Here is a 1,351-nt window from a genome sequence, read left to right on the forward strand (position 1 = left end):
CCACCACCTGCACCAGGTGGCGGGCGATCGGCCACAGCCGGCCTCCCGAGGTGCACCAGCGTTCGGCGTGGGGCAGCACCCCCCGCACCACCGTCGAGGCCCGCGGCTCCCCGCCGCCGGCGTCGCCGAAGATCCGGCCGTCCACCCCCGCCCAGCGCAGCGGGTGGGCGTAGGCGGCCCGGCCCACCATCACGCCGTCCACCAGGGCCAGCTGCTCCTGGCAGGGGCCCAGGTCCTCCAGGCCGCCGTTCAGTTCGATCGTCAGCCGCGGCCTCTCCCGCTTGAGGCGGTGCACCAGGTCCCAGCGCAGGGGCGGCACGGTGCGGTTCTGTTTCGGATCGAGGCCGTTCAGCCAGGCCTTGCGGGCGTGCACGGCGAAGCGGGCGGCGCCGGCCGCCGCCAGGCTGTCGACGAAGGCCAGCAGCTCCTCGTAGGAGTCCCGATCGTCGATGCCGATGCGGTGCTTCACCGTCACCGGCAGCGGCGTGGCCGCCGCCATCGCCGCCACGCAGCGGGCCACCCGCTCCGGCTCCGCCATCAGGCAGGCCCCGAAGCGGCCCTGCTGCACCTTTTCGCTCGGGCAGCCGATGTTGAGGTTGATCTCGTCATAGCCCCAGTCGGCCCCCATCCGGGCGGCCTCCGCCAGCAGCTCCGGGTCGTCGCCGCCGAGCTGCAGGGCCAGGGGGTGTTCCTCCGGGTCAAACCCCAGCAGGCGCTCCAGCCGCTGCTGCCGCTCCCCCATCCGGGAGGGGGAGCCATCGCGGGCGATGTGGTGCAGCGCCCGGGCCACCACCATCTCGGAGTAGAGCAGGCAGTGCCGGCTGACCTGCCGCATCAGCACCCGGAAGTGCCGATCGGTGCAGTCCAGCATGGGCGCCACACTGAAGCGGTAGTTGTGCACCATTGCCCCATGCTGCCCAGCCGTGCCTCCGTGGTGGTGGTGGGAGGGGGCCCGGCGGGCTTCATGGCAGCCATCGCGGCGGCGGAAGCGGCCGCCGACGACCTGTCCGGGGGGGTGCTGCTGCTGGAGTCCACCCCCGAGCCGCTGCACAAGGTGCTGATCAGCGGCGGCGGCCGCTGCAACGTCACCCACGCCTGCTGGGATCCGCGGCTGCTGGTGGATCACTACCCGCGCGGCGGCAAGGCCCTGCGGGGCCCCTTCTCACGCTTCGCCCCCGGCGACACGGTGGCCTGGTTCGAGGCCCATGGCCTGCAGCTGGTGGAGGAGCCCGATGGCCGGCTGTTCCCCCGCTCCAACCGTTCTTCCTCCGTGGTCGAGACCCTGCGCCGGGCGGCGACCGCCGCCGGCGTGACGCTGCACACGGCCGAGGCGGGGCAGGCGGCCGAGGCC

General features: G+C 73.9%; 2 protein-coding genes. One reads left to right on the plus strand and one right to left on the minus strand.

What is annotated here, in order from left to right:
* The coding region (gene dusA, locus VB737_RS16770) for a tRNA dihydrouridine(20/20a) synthase DusA (RefSeq protein WP_500314638.1) at nucleotides 1-871 on the minus strand (871 nt) is incomplete at its 3' end.
* A 39-nt stretch (nucleotides 872-910) separates the two neighbouring features.
* On the opposite strand from dusA, the gene VB737_RS16775 reads away from it, so the two are divergent.
* The coding region (locus VB737_RS16775) for an NAD(P)/FAD-dependent oxidoreductase (protein WP_500314639.1) at nucleotides 911-1,351 on the plus strand (441 nt) is incomplete at its 3' end.

This window comes from Synechococcus sp. BA-120 BA3 (assembly GCF_034931285.1).
Lineage (GTDB): Bacteria > Cyanobacteriota > Cyanobacteriia > PCC-6307 > Cyanobiaceae > Cyanobium.